The 17,928-nt window shown below is 57.1% G+C and carries 16 protein-coding genes; 11 read left to right on the top strand and 5 right to left on the bottom strand.

The features are described 5' to 3' along the window. Positions 1–338: 338 nt before the first annotated feature. Together HCH49_RS05880 and HCH49_RS05875 are read left to right on the top strand one after the other, a co-directional pair. Positions 339–1,682: a VOC family protein gene (locus HCH49_RS05880; protein WP_182383536.1), complete on the top strand. Its 1,344-nt coding sequence runs from the start codon at positions 339–341 to the stop codon at positions 1,680–1,682. Positions 1,683–1,725: 43 nt separating this feature from the next. Then, a complete protein-coding gene (locus tag HCH49_RS05875) occupies positions 1,726–3,231 on the top strand; it encodes a carboxylesterase/lipase family protein (RefSeq protein WP_221702360.1) in 1,506 nt (501 codons plus the stop codon). Here the strand turns inward: HCH49_RS05875 and HCH49_RS05870 are convergent. Beyond that, positions 3,218–4,060, bottom strand: coding sequence for a LysR family transcriptional regulator (locus HCH49_RS05870; RefSeq protein ID WP_033145505.1), 843 nt, complete (start codon positions 4,058–4,060; stop codon positions 3,218–3,220). The genes HCH49_RS05875 and HCH49_RS05870 overlap by 14 nt on opposite strands. 115 nt (positions 4,061–4,175) lie before the next feature. On the opposite strand from HCH49_RS05870, the gene HCH49_RS05865 reads away from it, so the two are divergent. The 4 genes from HCH49_RS05865 to rimL all read left to right on the top strand — a co-directional run bounded on the left by HCH49_RS05865 (position 4,176) and on the right by rimL (position 8,735). Further along, positions 4,176–5,345, top strand: coding sequence for a pyridoxal phosphate-dependent aminotransferase (locus tag HCH49_RS05865; RefSeq protein ID WP_047651261.1), 1,170 nt, complete (start codon positions 4,176–4,178; stop codon positions 5,343–5,345). A gap of 10 nt (positions 5,346–5,355) precedes the next feature. Beyond that, entirely contained in the window at positions 5,356–6,129 is a 774-nt protein-coding gene (locus tag HCH49_RS05860; protein ID WP_025756391.1) for a transporter substrate-binding domain-containing protein, read from the top strand. A 356-nt stretch (positions 6,130–6,485) separates the two neighbouring features. Next, a complete protein-coding gene (locus HCH49_RS05855) occupies positions 6,486–8,141 on the top strand; it encodes a glucan biosynthesis protein D (RefSeq protein ID WP_033145508.1) in 1,656 nt (551 codons plus the stop codon). Positions 8,142–8,186: 45 nt separating this feature from the next. Then, positions 8,187–8,735: a 50S ribosomal protein L7/L12-serine acetyltransferase gene (rimL, locus tag HCH49_RS05850; protein ID WP_058840616.1), complete on the top strand. Its 549-nt coding sequence runs from the start codon at positions 8,187–8,189 to the stop codon at positions 8,733–8,735. Here rimL and ydcK read toward each other — a convergent pair. Beyond that, a complete protein-coding gene (gene ydcK / locus HCH49_RS05845) occupies positions 8,730–9,710 on the bottom strand; it encodes a YdcK family protein (RefSeq protein ID WP_221702359.1) in 981 nt (326 codons plus the stop codon). The two genes, rimL and ydcK, sit on opposite strands and share 6 nt — an antisense overlap. 114 nt (positions 9,711–9,824) lie before the next feature. Here ydcK and tehB point away from each other — a divergent pair, with 114 nt between their 5' ends. Then, positions 9,825–10,439: a tellurite resistance methyltransferase TehB gene (gene tehB / locus HCH49_RS05840; protein WP_260454103.1), complete on the top strand. Its 615-nt coding sequence runs from the start codon at positions 9,825–9,827 to the stop codon at positions 10,437–10,439. Here the strand turns inward: tehB and pepT are convergent. Beyond that, on the bottom strand, positions 10,436–11,665 hold the full coding sequence (gene pepT / locus HCH49_RS05835; protein ID WP_221702357.1) for a peptidase T: 1,230 nt from the start codon (positions 11,663–11,665) through the stop codon (positions 10,436–10,438). The two genes, tehB and pepT, sit on opposite strands and share 4 nt — an antisense overlap. A gap of 111 nt (positions 11,666–11,776) precedes the next feature. Between pepT and HCH49_RS05830 the strand changes: the two genes are divergently transcribed. Next, positions 11,777–13,372, top strand: coding sequence for an ABC transporter substrate-binding protein (locus HCH49_RS05830; RefSeq protein WP_221702888.1), 1,596 nt, complete (start codon positions 11,777–11,779; stop codon positions 13,370–13,372). 135 nt (positions 13,373–13,507) lie between these two features. After that, positions 13,508–14,182, top strand: a complete 675-nt coding sequence (locus HCH49_RS05825) for a DUF3313 domain-containing protein (RefSeq protein WP_221702356.1) — start codon at positions 13,508–13,510, stop codon at positions 14,180–14,182. 34 nt (positions 14,183–14,216) lie between these two features. On the opposite strand, the gene HCH49_RS05820 is transcribed toward HCH49_RS05825, so the two are convergent. Continuing rightward, positions 14,217–15,113: a DMT family transporter gene (locus HCH49_RS05820; RefSeq protein WP_045888391.1), complete on the bottom strand. Its 897-nt coding sequence runs from the start codon at positions 15,111–15,113 to the stop codon at positions 14,217–14,219. A 173-nt stretch (positions 15,114–15,286) separates the two neighbouring features. Between HCH49_RS05820 and HCH49_RS05815 the strand changes: the two genes are divergently transcribed. Continuing rightward, on the top strand, positions 15,287–16,159 hold the full coding sequence (locus HCH49_RS05815) for a helix-turn-helix transcriptional regulator (protein WP_032657103.1): 873 nt from the start codon (positions 15,287–15,289) through the stop codon (positions 16,157–16,159). Here HCH49_RS05815 and HCH49_RS05810 read toward each other — a convergent pair. Continuing rightward, positions 16,139–17,305: a benzoate/H(+) symporter BenE family transporter gene (locus tag HCH49_RS05810; RefSeq protein WP_221702355.1), complete on the bottom strand. Its 1,167-nt coding sequence runs from the start codon at positions 17,303–17,305 to the stop codon at positions 16,139–16,141. The genes HCH49_RS05815 and HCH49_RS05810 overlap by 21 nt on opposite strands. Before the next feature lie 92 nt (positions 17,306–17,397). Here HCH49_RS05810 and HCH49_RS05805 point away from each other — a divergent pair, with 92 nt between their 5' ends. Then, positions 17,398–17,925, top strand: coding sequence for a helix-turn-helix domain-containing protein (locus tag HCH49_RS05805; RefSeq protein WP_039262505.1), 528 nt, complete (start codon positions 17,398–17,400; stop codon positions 17,923–17,925). Positions 17,926–17,928 lie beyond the last annotated feature (3 nt).

Raw genomic sequence — 17,928 nt, 5'->3', positions numbered from 1 at the left:
GGACTTGTAAACAACCATTCAGATTAATCCTAACTTCGAGCTAAAAATTTGAAAGGTGAGGATAAAAATAATGGCGTACTCGTATTGGTTAATTTGCATTCAGAAGAGAGCCCAAAAATACTCCTTTATAGATAGAAAGCGGAACCCTAAATAATTATAAGGAAAATCCTGGATAAAAGCGTTCAGGCTGAAAGGGCGGTTCCGTTCGGCGCTGTTCAGGGGCCTGATAGCACACGGTTTGACCACTGTCGTCTTAAGATCACAATTCAGAAATTCTTCCCCCCGGAAGGAACGGGTTTCTCTACACTCCAGGTAATATTCACTGGAGGCATGACATCATGGCGAACACCATCACGGCTGATGACATTCGGGAACACTTTTCGCAGGCTATGTCGGCGATGTACCAGCAGGAAGTTCCGCAGTACGGCACCTTGCTTGAACTGGTTGCGGACGTAAACCTGGCGGTTCTGGAAAATAATCCACTATTACATGAACAACTGGCTAACGCCGATGAGCTTGCACGCCTGAACGTGGAGCGTCACGGGGCGATCCGCGTCGGCACGGCACAGGAACTTTCAACCCTGCGCCGCATGTTTGCCATTATGGGTATGTACCCGGTCAGCTATTACGATCTCTCTCAGGCGGGGGTGCCCGTCCACTCAACGGCGTTTCGTCCGATAGAGGATGCGGCGCTGTGCCGGAATCCGTTTCGTATCTTTACCTCGCTGCTGCGTCTTGAGCTGATTGAAAACGTCGCGCTGCGCGAGCGGGCCGCGGAGATCCTGTCTCACCGCAACATCTTCACCCCGCGCTGCCTGGAACTGATCGACCTCCACGAGTCGGAAGGGCAGTTTACTGACGCACAGGCGCACGAATTTGTGCAGGAAGCGTTAGAAACCTTCCGCTGGCACCGCCATGCGACGGTCGATCAGGAAACCTATCTGGCGCTGCACAACGAGCACCGTCTGATTGCCGACGTGGTCTGCTTCCCGGGCTGTCATATTAACCACCTCACGCCGCGCACGCTGGACATTGACCGGGTGCAGGAGCTGATGCCGAAGTACGGTATCGAGCCAAAAATTCTGATCGAAGGGCCGCCGCGTCGCGAGGTGCCCGTCTTATTGCGTCAAACCAGCTTCAAGGCGCTGGAAGAGCCGGTGCTGTTTGCCGGTGAACATAAAGGCACCCACACCGCGCGCTTCGGTGAGATTGAACAGCGCGGCGTGGCGCTGACCCCGAAAGGCCGTGAACTGTACGATAGCCTTCTCGCCCAGGCCGGTACCGGTAAAGATAACCTGACCCATCAGCTGCATCTGCGGGAGATCTTTAATGCCTTCCCGGACAGCGAAATGCTCATGCGCCGTCAGGAGCTGGCTTATTTCCGCTACCGCCTGACGCCAGCCGGGGAAGCGCATCGGCATGCGTTTCGTCCGGGCGACGATCCGCAGCCGCTGATCGAGCGCGGATGGGTGGTTGCCCAGCCGATCACCTACGAAGATTTCCTCCCGGTCAGCGCTGCGGGGATTTTCCAGTCCAATCTAGGGAACGAAACCCAGGCCCGCAGCCACGGTAACGCCAGCCGCGATGCGTTTGAAGACGCGCTGGGATGCCCGGTGTATGACGAGTTTACGCTCTATCAGGAGGCTGAAACGCGCAGCAAACAGCGTTGCGGTTTGCTCTGAAATCGTTACTCTGCAGGGGTGTGATGGAAACAATAAGGTCGTTATGCAAAATCCTTCCGCCCCTGTGGTTGAAACGCGCCAGGGCGCACTGTCTGGTTTAACCGATGAAAACGTCCACTTCTGGTGCGGTATTCCCTACGCCGCGCCGCCCGTGGGGGAGTGGCGCTGGCGCTCGCCCCGGCCGCCTGAACGCTGGGATGGGCTGCGCGAGGCCACGGCATTTTCGCCCTCAAGCTGGCAAAGCAGCGAGTATTGTCAGGAGCTAGGCGGCGGCGATCCGGGCCAGTTTTCCGAAGATTGCCTCTACCTTAACGTCTGGTCTCCCGCAGAGCGGGCCGAGCCGCTTCCGGTTATGGTCTGGCTGCACGGAGGCGGGTTTACGATTGGTGCCGGAGGCCTGCCGCCGTATAACGGCAAAGCGCTTGCCACGCGCGGCGTGGTTGTGGTCACGATCAACTACCGTCTCGGCCATCTCGGCTTTTTCGCCCATCCCGCGCTGGAAGGCGAGGAAGGGCGCGTGGTGCATAATTTTGCCCTGCTGGATCAGATCGCCGCGCTCGAATGGGTGCGGGATAACATCGCCGGGTTTGGCGGCGATCCCGCCAATGTGACCCTGTTTGGCGAATCCGCTGGCGCGCGGAGCGTGCTCTCGCTGCTGGCCTCTCCGCTGGCAGCAGGATTGTTCCACAAGGCGATTGTGCAAAGCGGATACACCTTACCGGACACGCCGCGCGAGCAGGCGCTGCAAAAAGGGGAAGCGCTGGCCGCCCATTTCGGGCTGGAAAATGCGACCGCCGGGCAGCTGCGCGCCATTCCGCCCGAGGCGTTCTGGCCGCTCACCGCGCCGCTGAACGTCGCTCCGGCGCCTATCGCAGGAGACTGTGTTCTGCCGGAAGCCATGCTTGACGTCTTTTTCGCCGCGCGTCAGCATCCGGTGCCGGTGATGATTGGCTCCAACAGCGATGAAGCCAGCGTGATGGCGGTGTTTGGCATCGATCTCGCCGGACAAATCCAGAAGCTTCGCAGGGAGCGCCGCTTCGGGCTGGGGCTGATTAAGCTGCTCTACCCGGGCGTGAAGGGCGATGAAGAGCTGGGCAGGCAGGTGTGTCGCGACATGGCGTTTACCACGATGGGCTACGTGGTGATGCAGGCCCAGCAGCGCGTCGGCGGATTGTGCTGGCGTTACTGGTTTGACTATGTCGCAGAGGCGGAACATGCCACGTACATCAACGGTGCCTGGCACGGCAACGAAGTTCCCTACGTCTTCGATACGCTCGGTCAGGTGGAGCCTTCACGACAGTACGTCAATGAGCGAGATCTGCAGTTTGCTGCCCAGGTGGCGGATTACTGGGTGAGCTTTGCGCGTGACGCGGGTCGTCGCGACATCCTGCCCGGGCCGACGCACTGGTCCGCGTGCCGTAAAGGGCGGGACGTTCTGTTACGCATTGGCGTGAATAAACATGCAGCTTTCAGGCTTGAAAACCGCTTTATGCGCGCCCGCATGAGCCTCTTCAAACGGGTGATGAAGCACCACGTCAGCCTCGATTAAGCAAACAGGCGCGAAACGCCGCCAGTCCATTTTCCTCGCCTGGCGTTTCGCGCAGCACCAGCCGGTAGCTTGCGCCGGTTTTTATGCTTGTCTCATAGGGCCGTACCAGCCTTCCCGCGTGAATATCTTCTGCCACCAGCGTTTCGTCGGCGATGGCGACGCCGAGCCCCTGAATGGCGGCCGTAATGGCGAGATCCATCGTATCGAAGTGTTGATTTTTATGCATGGCAAAGCCCGGACCTTCCTGTTTCGTCAGCCACAGCGACCAGTCTGTCTTGTCCCTTGTCGGGTGCAGAAACGTCAGCGAACCCAGCGCAGCACCCGCCCGCACCGGGCTGAACACCGGCGTGAGCGCCTCTTCGAACAGCAGATCGCCTGCGCTCATGTGCGTGCCGAACACGATGGCCGCGTCGTAAGATTCGGTTTTGAAATTGACGTTGTGATCGGTGGTGGTGGTCAGCGCGATCTGCAGATCCGGATGCTCGCGCTCCACCTCCAGCAGGCGCGGCACCAGCCAGCGCATGGCGCAGGTGGGGGCCTTTAGCCGGATCACCGTGTGCTGGCTGCGGGCCTGGTCGGCCACGGACAGCAGCTGCTCGAAAGCGGACTGCAGCTCCGGAAGCAGGGCGCTGCCCTGCGGTGAGAGGCGCAGCCCGCGCGCGTGGCGTTCAAAAAGCGGAAAGCCAAACCACGCCTCAAGGGAGGCAATCTTGCGGCTCACGGCCCCCTGCGTCAGACACAGTTCCGCCGCGGCATGGGTAAGATTGAGATGACGCGCGGTGACTAAAAATGCGTCGATGGCATTAAGGGGGAGCGAACGGCGTGACATAGAAAACACCTCAGCTATGCATTTTTCTCATGGCTATTATGACAACAATTCGATTGTCCCGACAGCACAGATGTTGTTTGAATAGTTATGCAATGTCCATGAGAAGGGAAAGAGGATGACTTTACGAACGCCAGTGCAAACGCGCTCCAAACTGCCGGATGTGGGAACCACCATTTTTACCGTTATCGGCCAGCTCTCGGCGCAGCATAACGCGATTAACCTTTCTCAGGGCGCACCGAATTTTTCCTGCGACCCGAAGCTGATTGCGGGCGTCACCCGCGCAATGGAGGCGGGGCATAACCAGTACGCGTCGATGACCGGTCTGCAGCCGCTCAGAGAACGTATTGCCGATAAAATTGCCACGCTCTACGGCACGCAGTACGACCCTGCCAGCGAGGTGCTGGTGACCGCCAGCGCCAGCGAAGGGCTCTATTCGGCGATTAGCGGGCTGGTGCATCCGGGCGATGAGGTGATCTACTTTGAGCCGTCCTTTGACAGCTACGCGCCGATTGTCCGTCTGCAGGGGGCAACCCCGATTGCCATCAAGCTCACCGTGCCGGATTTTGCCGTCAACTGGGATGAGGTTCGCGCTGCGATCACCCCGCGCACGCGCATGATCATCATCAACACGCCGCACAACCCGAGCGGTCAGGTCTTCTCCGCCAGTGACCTGCAGCAGCTGGCGGCGCTGACGCGCAATACCGACATCATTATTTTGTCTGACGAAGTGTACGAACACGTCGTTTTTGACGGCGAGCCGCATCACGGGATGGCCACGCACCCGCAGCTGGCGGAGCGCAGCGTGATTATTTCCTCTTTCGGAAAAACCTATCACGTCACCGGGTGGCGCGTGGGTTACTGTGTTGCACCGGCGGTACTGATGGACGAGATTTGTAAAGTGCATCAATTTTTAATGTTTTCTGCCGATACGCCAATGCAGCACGCGTTTGCTGAGCATATGGTCGACCCGCAAACCTGGCTGTCGCTGTCGGCGTTTTACCAGCGCAAGCGCGATCTCCTGCACAGCCTGCTGGCCGATTCGCCGTTTACGCTGCTGCCGAGCGCCGGATCGTTCTTCATGCTGGCGGACTACAGCCAGTTCAGCGACGAGCGCGACAGCGAGCTGGTGAAACGGCTGATCGTTGAGTACGGCGTTGCCACCATTCCGCTGTCGGCGTTTTATGCGGACGGCACGGATAATAAATTGATTCGTCTCTCTTTTGCGAAAGATGAGGCGACGTTACGGGCAGGTGCCCAGGCCCTGTGTCGGGTTAAACCACGCTGAGGAGTATGAGATGAAATTACGCGCGTTAGTTGTCGGCATGGGATTGCTGTGTACTTTTTCTTCCTTCGCGGCCACCGAGCTGCGTTACGGTCTGGAAGCGGAATATCCGCCGTTTGAGAGCCGCAATGCGGCGGGCGAACTGGAAGGGTTTGACGTTGAGCTGGGGAATGCCATCTGCAAAGCGGCAGCGCTGAAGTGCAGCTGGGTTGAAACCTCCTTTGATGCGCTGATCCCGGGCCTGGTGGCGAAGAAATTTGACGCCATCAACTCGGCGATGAACATCACCGAGCAGCGCCGCAAGAGCATTGATTTTACCCAACCGATCTACCGTATTCCGTCGCAGCTGGTCGGCAAGGCAGGTACGGCGGTTGAGGCAACCCCAGAAGGGCTGAAGGGGAAAACCATCGGCGTGCTGCAGGGATCCATCCAGGAAACCTATGCCAAAGAGCACTGGGAAAAGCAGGGTGTCACCGTGGTGTCTTATAAAGATCAGAATATGGCCTGGGGCGATCTGCTGAATGGCCGTATCGACGCCTCGCTGGTCATGTCCGCGGCCGGGCAGGCAGGTTTCCTCAGCAAGCCGCAGGGGAAAGGGTTTGGCTTCATCGGCAAACCGGTGTCTGACGACACTATCCTCGGCAGTGGGATCGGTTTTGGGTTGCGTAAGGGCGACGAGGCCACCAAAAAGCAGCTTGATGCCGCGATCGATAAAGTACGTGCCGACGGCACGATCGCTAAACTCGCTGATAAGTACTTCCCGGGTATCGATGTCAGCGTAAAATAACCGCCTCATTAGCCCCGGCGAACGATGTCGCGCCGGGGCATTTTTAATACACTTCATCCTTCAAGCTGCCTCTGCGTTGGCTACGTCTGTTCACCCCAGTCACTTACTTAAGTAAGCTCCTGGGGATTCTCAGACTTGCCGCCTTGATCCAGCATGAATGATTTTGTGTATTTACTGTTTTTTACACCACTTTCGGGCCGTTCTGGTCGACAGAAAATATTTCTCACTTTGTTCATATAATCACCGGCCAACAATTGGATTCTTAACCATTTTTGTTTAGGCTGTGCGTTCTTTCTTGCCGTCATTTCGCCGAGCGCGAAACACATTCACACGACCATAAGGACGTTTTTCCAGGCATGAATCGCAGACGTTTTCTAAAAGGCTCGCTGGCAGTGGCAGCCCTGAGCGGCACATCTGGCCTTGCTTCCCTGTTTTCCAAAGCGGCATACGCTGCCGACTCTGACATTGCTGACGGCCAGAGCCGTCGTTTTGACTTCTCCGTACTGCAATCCATGGCGCATGACCTGGCGAAAACCCCGTGGGGTGGCGCGCCGCGTCCGCTGCCGGACACGCTGGCAACCATGACGCCGCAGGCGTATAACGCCATCCGCTACGATGAAAAACAGTCACTGTGGAACAACATTGAAGGGCGTCAGCTGGACGTGCAGTTCTTCCATATGGGGATGGGGTTCCGTCGCCGCGTGCGGATGTTCTCGCTGGACCAGTCGACCTCTATGGCGCGCGAGATCCACTTCCGTCCGGAGCTGTTCAGCTACGGTGAAACGGGTGTGGATACCAAACAGCTGGAAGGGCAAAGCGATCTCGGCTTTGCGGGATTCCGCGCCTTTAAGGCGCCTGAGCTGGCGCGTCGCGATATTGTCTCTTTCCTGGGCGCGAGCTATTTCCGCGCGGTAGATGACACCTACCAGTACGGCCTTTCCGCGCGCGGTCTGGCGGTAGACACCTTTACCGACACGCCGGAAGAGTTCCCGGACTTTACCGCCTTCTGGTTTGAAACCGTCAAGCCCGGCGACACGACTTTTACCGTCTACACGCTGCTGGACAGCCCGAGCATCACCGGCGCCTATAAATTCGTGATCCACTGCGAGAAGAGCCAGGTGATTATGGAGGTGGAAAACCATCTCTATGCGCGGAAGGACATCAAGCAGCTCGGCATCGCGCCGATGACCAGCATGTTCAGCTGCGGCAATAACGAACGCCGCATGTGTGACACCATTCACCCGCAAATTCATGACTCCGACCGCCTGGCAATGTGGCGCGGCAACGGGGAGTGGATCTGTCGTCCGCTGAACAACCCGCAGAAGCTGCAGTTTAACGCCTATATGGACAAAAACCCGAAAGGGTTCGGCCTGCTGCAGCTCGACCGCGATTTCTCGCACTATCAGGACGTGATGGGCTGGTATAACAAACGCCCGAGCCTGTGGGTTGAACCGCGTAACGACTGGGGTAAAGGCGCGGTTGGCCTGATGGAGATCCCGACCACCGGCGAAACGCTGGATAACGTGGTCTGCTTCTGGCAGCCGGAAAAAGCGGTGAAGGCGGGCGACGAGCTGGACTTTAAATATCGTCTGTACTGGAGCGCAATGCCGCCGGTGCGTTCTCCGCTGGCCAACGTCTTCGCCACCCGTACCGGCATGGGCGGCTTCCCGGAAGGCTGGGCACCGGGCGAAAATTACCCGAAAGTGTGGGCCCGTCGCTTTGCTATCGACTTCGTCGGTGGCGACCTCAAGGCCGCTGCGCCAAAAGGCATCGAGCCGGTGATTACGCTCTCCAGCGGTGAAGCGAAGCAGGTTGAGATCCTCTACGTTGAGCCGTTTGACGGCTATCGCATCCTGTTTGACTGGTACCCAACCTCGGATTCGACGGAGCCGGTGGATATGCGCCTGTTCCTGCGCTGCCAGGGCGATGCCATCAGTGAAACCTGGCTGTACCAGTATTTCCCGCCAGCGCCGGATAAACGTAACTACGTTGACGACCGGATAATGCGTTAACGATCGATTCCCTCTCCCTTTGGGAGAGGGTTAGGGTGAGGGGCAATGACCGCAGCAAAATCCGAAATTATCCCGGTATCTGACGCTCTCGAGCTTCGCGCCGTCGAAGAGCGCTACGCCGCCGATCTGCATAATCTCGTCGTCAAAAACAAAACCTTTCTGCAAACCGCCTTTGACTGGGCGCAGCACGTGGGCAGCGAGGACGATACCCGCCGCAACGTGCAAAGTAACCAGATGCTGCACCAGCGCGGCTACGCCAAAATGTTTCTGATCTTCAAGTATGATGCGCTGGTTGGCGTGCTGTCGTTCAACACGATTGAACCGACCAACAAAACCGGCTATATCGGCTACTGGCTGGATGAAGGCCATCAGGGGCAGGGCATTCTCTCCCGGTCACTGCAGGCGTTTATGCGCTACTACGTCGAACGTGGGGAGATCCGCCGTTTTGTGATCAAGTGTCGGGTGGCGAATCAGCACAGCAACAGCGTTGCCGTACGCAACGGTTTTACGCTGGAAGGGTGCCTGCGGGAAGCGGAATACCTGAACGGTCGCTTTGACGATGTGAATATCTACGGGAAGATCTACGCCCTATAACGCTCCCAGCAGCGGGGTGCGGGTGATGCGCTGGTCGCCGTTAATCACCTTTTCGCCGCGCAGGTGAATGCTCTCCCCGGCAAAGGCTTCAATGACCGCATCATCTGTGATTTCAACCCGGTGCTCAATGAGCACATCTCCGCTGATCCGCGCGCGTCCCTGGATCACTACCTTATCGTCCAGCATGATCGGCCCGCCGCGCAGCCATGCCTGACCGCCAATCAGAACGTGGTGCTTGATGACGCAGTTTCCCTCCACCACGGCATTCTCCGCAATCTGAGAGCTGTAGCGCACCGTCGGAATAGCATCCTCGTCATAACCGGCAATCACGCGGGCATTGCCATAGACCTTTGCGCAGTCGCAGACCCAGACGTTATTTAAGTCGTTACCTTCGAGGATGGCGTTGTCGAATACTTCGGCGCGGTGCTCAACAAACGCAAAATTAACCATCGCCTCGCCGTAGATTTGCGCCTGATGCACAATGCGCGACTGGCTGACGGTCGCCTTATCGTAGATTTGCAGGATCTGGTCATGGTCCGGCGTCAGCCCTTTGGCGGCGATGATAACGCTGTTGTGCAGAATGCGGGCGTCGCCGTAGAGATGGCATTCGCCCCGCACGCAAGAGTGCTGAATGGTGACGTTGTCACTTATGCGCGCCCCGTGGCTGACCTCCGCGCCGTCCAGCCAGCAGCTGCCGCCGATATGCGCATCGTGGCTAACGATGCACGGTAGGGTAAGTCGCGCGTTGCCGGACACGACGGCACCGGCGAACACCACGCTGTTTTCGTCGTAGATCCAACAGTCCCCGTCCTGCGCGAGGGCGCGCTCATCGTCAACCCAGCCGCCTTTCGTGCCGGCCGTCACGTCGTTAAAATCCACTGTCGCGATAATCTGCCGCAGCGTGACGGAGCGGGTAGTGTCACCGTTTTTCCATTGCCAGAGGCGGGTTTCGTCGCTAAGGCGATATTTGTTCATCTTTAGGTCTCTGATAAGCGTCTTAACTAAACGTAGCAAATTTTTCGGTTTTCGAACGGCTGGCAACCAGACGGTAAACGCCTTAAAATGGCATTCAGGATGCACTTTAAACTTATGCAGGCTCAGGAAAAAATAATGACCGTTGATGAGAATTACTTCACAGAGAAATATGGCTTAACCCGCACCCATTCAGAGGTGCTGTTCAGTGCGGCAAAGATTAAACCGGGTAAAACGCTGGATCTGGGCTGCGGCAACGGCCGCAACAGCCTTTATCTGGCGGCCAACGGTTACGAGGTGACCGCGTGGGATAAGAACCCGATGAGCATCGAGAATATCGAGCGCATCAAGGCGGAAGAAGGGATCGATAACCTCCACACGGCGATTAAAGATCTCAACAACCTGAGTTTTGACGGCGAGTACGATTTCATTCTCTCCACCGTGGTGCTGATGTTCCTGGAGTCAAAAACCATCCCGGGACTTATCGCCAACATGCAGCGCTGCACCAAACCCGGCGGCTACAACCTGATTGTTGCCGCGATGGACACGGCGGATTACCCGTGCACCGTCGGCTTCCCGTTTGCGTTCAAAAGCGGTGAGCTGAGCAACTACTACGAAGGCTGGAAGTTGCTCAAATACAACGAAGACGTTGGCGAACTGCACCGCACCGACGAAAACGGCAACCGCATCAAGCTGCGCTTTGCCACGATGCTGGCGCGCAAGCCCGCTTAGCGGGCAGCAAGCAGGCAGATCTGCAGGGCGGTGTTGTAAGACGCCTCGAACGACGACAGCGGCAGGAATTCAAACTTCGAGTGGAAGTTATGCGCGCCGGTGAAGAAGTTCGGCGTGAGCAGCCCTTTTGCCGAGAGCGCCGCGCCGTCGGTACCGCCGCGCATGGGCGTTGGCTTTGGCGTGATGCCGAGCGATTCCATCGCCTCGAACATCAGATCGATGGCGCGTCTGTCCTCACCAATCGCATTGCTGATATTGCTGTAGGTATCTTCAATGCGATAGTCCACCCTGGCCGTAGGATACTGGGCGGCAATCAGCGCGGCTACGTCGGCAATCTGCTGCTTGCGGGCGGCAAAGTTGTCCTTGTCAAAGTCGCGGATATTGGCCTTAAGAATGGCCTCGTTCTGGCCGGCCTGAATGCCGTTAAACCAGATATAGCCCTCACGCCCCTCGGTGCACTCCGGCGTTTGCTGGCGGTCAAAATGGTTGATGTAGTCAGTCGCCATCAGCAGGGGATTCACCAGCACGCCTTTGGCGGACATCGGGTGCGCCGTTACGCCGGTAAAGCGGATCTCAGCGGCTGCCGCATTAAAGTTCTCGTAGACAATTTCCCCCAGCTCGCAGCAGTCGATGGTCCAGGCGAAGTCGACGTCAAAGCGCTTAAGGTCCAGCGCTTTTGCACCGTTCAGGCCGATCTCTTCGTCAGGCACAAACGCCACGACGATATCCCCGTGCTGATGTTCCGCCGTCAGGTTTTCCAGCACCGTCATGACCACCGTGACCGCCGATTTATTATCCGCGCCCAATACGCTGGTTCCGTCGCTGAAAATAATCTCCTCATTCGGATACGCCAGAATTTCAGGGTGCTCGTTAACCCGCAGCCAGATGTCTTTCTCTTTATTCAGGCAGAGATCTTCACCGGTAAACGTTAATATTTGTGGATGAATATCCGGTGATAATCCTACGTCCACGGTATCAATATGGGTAATAAAGCCGATGCGCGGCGCGCCGGGCACGTTGCCTTTTTTGACCGCCGTTACCGTGGCGAATTCATCAATCACAATATCGTCTAACCCCAGCTGTGCCAGCTCCTGCGCCAGCTCCCGCGCCATGTCGTGCTGGCCCGGCGTTGAGGGCAGGGTTTTGACCTTGGGGTCGCTCTGGCTGGTGATCGCGAGATAGCGGAAAAAACGGTGCGTTAATTGTCTGGAAAGCGGCGAGCCCATAGTGATTTATTCCTTATTTATTTTTCAGGTGTTTGCCACATCACTTTAATGTTATTTATGAAATGGCAAAAGAATTAATTAGCCGTCGAATTAAAAAGACAGGAATAAATGATGAAAAGCAAACTCACAACTATAACGCTGGCGCTTGCTGTACTCACGGTCAGTTCCACCGTCGCCGCGAAAACGCTGGTGTATTGCTCCGAAGGATCGCCGGAAAACTTTAATCCTCAGCTATACACCTCGGGAACCAGCGTGGACGCCAGCGCCGTGCCGGTCTATAACCGGCTAGTTGATTTCAAACCCGGCACCACGGAGCTGGTGCCAAGCCTGGCGGAGCGCTGGGAGGTGAGCGACGACGGCAAGGTTTACACCTTCCATCTGCGTAAGGGCGTCAAATTCCAGAGCAATAAATCCTTCACGCCGACCCGCGACTTTAACGCCGACGACGTGATTTTCTCGTTTATGCGCCAGAAAGACGTGAATCATCCTTATCACAACGTCTCTAACGGCAGCTATTCCAACTTCGAAAGTCTGGAGTTTGGCAGCCTGATTACCGGCATTGATAAAGTTGATGACCACACCGTGCGCTTTACCCTGGCGCACCCGGAAGCGCCGTTTGTCGCCGATCTGGCATGGTATTTTGCCTCTATCCTGTCCGCGGAATATGCCGACGCGATGCTCAAAGCGGGCACGCCGGAGAAGGTGGATATGGAGCCTATAGGCACCGGGCCGTTTAAGCTGGCGCAGTATCAGAAGGATTCGCGGATCCTGTTTACGGCGTTCGACGACTACTGGCAGGGGAAATCGAAGCTGGATCGGCTGGTGTTTAGCATCACCCCGGATGCCTCCGTGCGGTTTGCCAAAATTGAGAAGAACGAGTGTCAGGTGATGCCGTTCCCGAACCCGGCGGACCTGCCGCGCATGAAGGCGAACAAAGACATCAACCTGATGAGCAAAGCCGGACTGAATACCGGCTTTCTGGCGTTCAATACCCAAAAGCCGCCGCTGGATAACGTAAAAGTCCGTCAGGCGCTGGCGATGGCCATCAATAAGCCGGCCATTATTGATGCGGTTTTCCACGGCACCGGCACTGCGGCAAAGAACCTGCTGCCGCCGGGCGTCTGGAGCGCAGACAGCGAGCTTAAGGATTACGATTACGATCCTCAAAAGGCGAAAGCGCTGCTGAAAGAGGCCGGTTTTGCCAACGGCGTGAGCGTCGACCTGTGGGCGATGCCGGTGCAGCGTCCGTACAATCCGAATGCGAAACGCATGGCGGAGATGATTCAGGCCGACTGGGCGAAAATCGGCGTACAGACCAAAATCGTCACCTATGAGTGGGGCGAATATCTGAAACGCGTGAAGGGCGGAGAGCATCAGGCCGCGCTGATGGGCTGGACGACCGCAACGGGCGATCCCGACAATTTTTTTGGTCCGCTATTTACCTGTACCTCGGCAAACGGTGGCTCAAATTCGGCGAAATGGTGCTATAAGCCCTTCGATAACATTATTGCGGAAGCAAAATCAACCACCGATCGCGATAAACGCGTGGCGCTGTATAAAGAGGCTCAGCAAATGATGCATGATCAAATGCCGGCGGTGATGATTGCGCATTCAACCATTTTCGAACCGGTGCGCAAGGAGGTGACGGGCTATGAAATTGACCCGTTTGGCAAACATCTGTTCTGGCAACTGGATATAAATCAGTAATTTTTCACTGCCCGGCACGCTTCCGGGCAGTCTTTTCGCAATTTGTGCTCTCCGCATCATTTTTTGTCACAACAAACCCGTCGGTCTTTTGCTATAACTTCAAATGCATACTTGCAGATAACATGGAAAACTATCATGCGTACTCAAACTTTTTTTAAAGTTGCAGTGCTTACTGGTCTGTTGGCGTTGGCGGGCTGTTCTTCAAAAGTCGCGGCTCCCGAACAATATTCTGGCTTTTTGAAAGACTATTCAGGCTTGCAGCAGACGACGTCTGCGACGGGTAAACCAACGCTGCGTTGGGTTGATCCTTCTTATAACGAAGCTAATTACGACAGTATTCTCTGGACGCCGATTACTTATTATCCTGCGCCTAAACCGACCACTCAAATTGGTCAAAAAACGCTTGATGAGCTGCTGAATTACACCAATAACAAAATGAAAAGCGCTATTGGTACCCGTAAGCCAGTCGTGACCACGCCGGGTAAACACAGCCTGATTTTCCGCGGTGCAATTACCGGGGTGAGTTCGCAGAAAGAAGGTCTGCAGTTCTATGAAGTGGTGCCGGTCGCGCTGGTTGTAGCAGGTACGCAGATGGCAACCGGGCATCGCACCATGGATACGCATCTCTTCTTTGAAGGCGAACTGATCGATGCGGCCACCAACAAACCGGTCATGAAGGTGGTGCGTAAAGGCGAAGGTAAAGATCTGAACAACGAAAGTACGCCGATGACCTTTGCGACGCTGAAGCAGGTTGTTGATGACATGGCGACGGACGCCACCATGTTTGATGTGAAAAAGACCGCGAAATAAAATAAAACGGCCTGCTTAATGCAGGCCTTTTTATTTACGCCATTCGTAAGCGTCTGAACCAGGTTTCTGGTTTGGTAAACATCACCATATTTCCCCCCAGAATCAGCAATAACCCCACGATACCGTTGATATGCCAGACGTAGCCTTCATACACCGTTGAGATCGTCAGCGCCACCAGCGGGAAGAGCAGCGTACTGTAGGCCGCTTTGCCCGGACCGATACGTCCCACCAGCGTGAAGTAGGCGCCAAAGGCAATCACCGAACCAAACACGGCCAGATAGAGCAGCGCGCCAATGTAGCTGATGGTCCACTCTGGCGCGAAGCTGTCGCCTCTGAACAGGGCAATGCAGCCCATTACCAGGGTGCCGTAGAGCATCGCCCAGGCGTTGGTGGTCATGGTTTCAAGGCCTTTGCGTTGGTGACGCATGCTGATCATATTGCCCAGCGAGAAGCCGTAGGTGCCGAGCGCGGAGAGACCAATCCCGGTCAGGAGCGACGCGCTCCAGCCGCTGGCCAGCAGATCGTCCCAGAAGAGGGTGACGATCCCAGTCAGGCCCAGTGCCGCCGCCGTCCAGAAACGCGCGGGCGGGCGCTGCCCGAAGAAGATAAAGCTGTTAATGGCGTTATAGAGTACGGCCATGGAGAAGATCACCGATTCCAGCCCGGTGTTGATGTGCGAGGCTGCGGCGTAAAAACACCAGAAGTTAAAGCAGAAAACGCAGCATCCCTGGAGCATACAAAAGAGGTGATCCCGCAGCGCCAGCTTGCGCAGGCGGCGCAGGGCGATTAACACCACCATCATCGTGAGGCTGGCGACGGCGAAACGCCAGAAAATAGAGACGGGCGCCGCTACGGGACCTTGCTGCAGGAAAATCGCAATCCAGGTGGTTCCCCAGATGACCACCACCAGTCCGTATAATAATGCGTTCATATTTTTCTCTTCTCAAACCACGGAAGCCCGCAGTATGCCGCTGAGATCGGTCAGGGGCTTTCACCGGCTTGCGGTCGACTTGCAAAATCTTGCGCTTTTTTCTTTCCCGGGGGCTGGCAACGGGAGACAACTCTTCTTAGACTGATATTCCAGTCAATCACGCGCTTACGGTCATGTCTCACGCTTACGATACCTTTGAAACGCTTTGCCAACAGAATGCGGTCCTGCGGGAAACCGTCTCGCTGAATTCGGGCATTCAGCTGGCAGCGTGGTACAACAAGCACGATACGATAACGGTAAAAAGTAACCACCATACCCTGAGCCTGTACGTGGCGGACGGCTACGAAAGCTACCAAAAAACGCCGGGCGGCTGGAAGAACGGCGGGGGGCCGGACCGTTTCTGCTTGATGCCAAAAGAGAGCGAATCGACGTGGGATATCCGTGATGACCTGTCGTTTGTGCACCTCTACTGCACCGATGAACACCTGCGCGACGTGGGGGAAAAGATCTGGGACAAGCGCCCGCTTTCGCTGACGCTGGACGAGCGCATTTTTGGTAGCGATCCGAAGATCACCGCGCTGTATCGCCAGTTTTTGCTCGGCTGCGACTGGCAGCAGCACGCCAACCAGCTCACCCTGAGCACGGCCTCTACGCTGCTCCTGACCCACCTGCTGCAAAACTACTCTAACGTTCAGTGGAAGCTGCCGGTCGTCACCGGCGGGCTATCGCCATTCGTACTGCGTAACGTGCTGGCCTTTATCGAAGAGAACCTGGGCCAGCCTCTGACGCTGGCTGAACTGGCGGCGCAGGCCGCCCTCAGCGAATACCATTTTGCCCGCATGTTCCGCCAGTCGACGGGGCTGGCGCCGCATCAGTATGTGATGCAGAGACGAATGGAAAAAGCGAAGGCCCTTGTGCAGAACACGGCGACGCCGCTAACGGACATCGCCCTTGCCTGTGGGTTTAACTCCGCCAGCCACTTCAGCAACCGCTTTCGCAGCGCGACGGGCATGACGCCTTCGCAGCTACGCGCGGCGAGCGCGTGAAAGCAGGGCATAGCACACGCCGCCCAGCACCAGCCCCCAGAATGCCGAACCGATGCCGAGGATCGTGACGCCGCTCGCGGTCATCAGGAACGTGACGATGGCCGCGTCGAGCTCCGCCTCGTGGCTCAGTGCCTGATATAAACTCCCGCTAATGGTGCCCAGCAGTGCCAGACCGGCGAGCGTCTGGATCCAGCTGAGCGGCAGAGCGGCCATCAGCCCGGTAATCGAGCCGCCGAAAATCCCCGCCAGCAGATAAAATCCTCCGGCTGCGATGGCCGCCAGCCAGCGTTTACCGGCATCCGGATGCGCATCCGGGCTTTGACAAATGGCGGCAGTAATGGCCGCGATACAGATAGAAAAGACGCCAAAAGGGGATAACAGCAGCGCCAGCGCTCCCGTAAAGATGATAAGCGGCGAGACCGCCAGCGGATAACCGGAGGCTTTCATCGTGGCGAACCCCGGCGCGTTTTGTGAGGCCATAGTCACCAGGAAGAAGGGCACGCCAATACTCACCAGGCTGGTGAAGGTGAACGTAGGCGCAATAAATTCAGGCATTACCAGAGATAGGGTAACCTTGTCAGTGACAACGTCACCGCCCGCCCATGCCACGATACCGCCGACCAGCAGCGTGACCACGATGGCGTAGCGCGGTGCCAGCGCTTTTGCTATCAGCCACGCCGCAATCATGCTGCCGCACAGCAGAAAGTGCCCCTCAAGGTGCGCAAACGCGTGCAGGCCAAACTGCAGCAACACGCCTGCCAGCATGGCGGCAGCAAGCGAATGGGGGATCAGCCTCATCAGACGGGCGAAGAGCCCGGTGATGCCGCAAAGTAAAATGAGCACGTTAGCAAAGATGAACACGCCGATCGTTTCCGGCAGCGTCACGCCGTGCAGGCTGGTGGCGAGCAGCGCCGCGCCGGGCGTTGACCAGGCGGTCAGCACCGGCGCTTTGTACCACCAGGAAAGCGCCAGCGTGCTGACCCCCATCCCAATCCCCAGCGCGGTCATCCAGCCTGCGATCTGCTGTGCGCTGGCACCAGCCGCCGCGGCGGCCTGCCAGATGATGGCGGCCGAGCTGGCGTAACCGACCAGCACGGCGACAAAACCAGCCAGGGCGACTGGAACAAGGTGAGAGGAAGGGCGCATGAAAACTCCGTTGTGCGTTATAACGTCCGATATAAGGTAACACTGTGCGCTATAGCGTACAAGTGGTATGCTGATCGCCATCAGGAGGGACCATGGACATCACACTACACCTTGCAACAACGCTGAAAACGCTGCGCCAGACGCGCGGCTGGAGTTTATCGAAGCTCGCGGACGAGACCGGCGTGTCAAAAGCGATGCTGGGGCAAATCGAGCGCAATGAATCCAGCCCGACGGTGTCGACGCTGTGGAAAATTGCCACCGGGCTGAACGTGCCGTTTTCCGCTTTTATCACGCCAGAGGCGGACCGGCAGGCGGTGTTTGACCCGCAGCAGCAGGCGATGGTGGTCAAACCGCTCTTTCCGTGGGACGAGACGCTCGGGTTTGATTATTTCTCCATCACGCTGGCACCCGGCGCGCTGAGTGAATCCACGCCGCATGAGGCCGGGGTGATTGAACATGTGGTGGTGGTCAGCGGCGAGCTGGAGATGAAGCTTGACGGCACGTGGCAGACGATTTCTGCCGATTCGGGCGTCCGTTTCGCCGGCGATAAACCGCACGCCTACCGCAACAGCAGCGACCGGACGGTGCATTTTCACTCCCTGATTCATTATCCCCGCTGACGC

The organism is Enterobacter sp. Y17 (assembly GCF_019730495.1).
Taxonomy (GTDB): domain Bacteria; phylum Pseudomonadota; class Gammaproteobacteria; order Enterobacterales; family Enterobacteriaceae; genus Enterobacter; species Enterobacter asburiae_B.
Note: the sequence above shows the minus strand (reverse complement) of the source record. Positions and strands in the feature narration are given on the sequence as shown.